Origin of the sequence: Mesorhizobium sp. M1A.T.Ca.IN.004.03.1.1, from assembly GCF_003997555.1 — a bacterium.
In the GTDB taxonomy this organism is placed as follows: Bacteria; Pseudomonadota; Alphaproteobacteria; order Rhizobiales; family Rhizobiaceae; genus Mesorhizobium.
This window is the reverse complement of the sequence record NZ_RZTV01000383.1, coordinates 1-268: the sequence shown is the minus strand read 5'-3', so window position 1 is coordinate 268 and position 268 is coordinate 1. Positions and strand designations below refer to the sequence as shown.

At 64.6% G+C, this 268-nt stretch carries 1 pseudogene; it reads right to left on the bottom strand.

Annotated elements, in window-relative coordinates:
- Positions 1-22 precede the first annotated feature (22 nt).
- Positions 23-268 (bottom strand): annotated as a pseudogene (locus EOD29_RS32075) (ABC transporter substrate-binding protein); the annotation flags it as partial.

Genomic DNA, 268 nt, shown 5'->3' with positions numbered 1-268 from the left:
TGAAATTCTTCAGCACGTATTAGGCGGCGACTTCGGCCTGCTGCTCGTCGCGGCCGCAGGTGCGCAGCACGTTGGTGAGGCCGCGCTTGGTGAGGTCGGGTGCGGTCGCCGTCGGGGTGACCATTAGCACGCCATTTTCAGCCAAAACATCCGACACGGGGATTGCAACGCCCGACGTCACCGGACCGACGACGAATCGGATGCCGTCGCCGACGACCTTGTTGGCCGCGGAAACGCCCTGCTTCGGTTCGCCGGCATCATCGGCCAG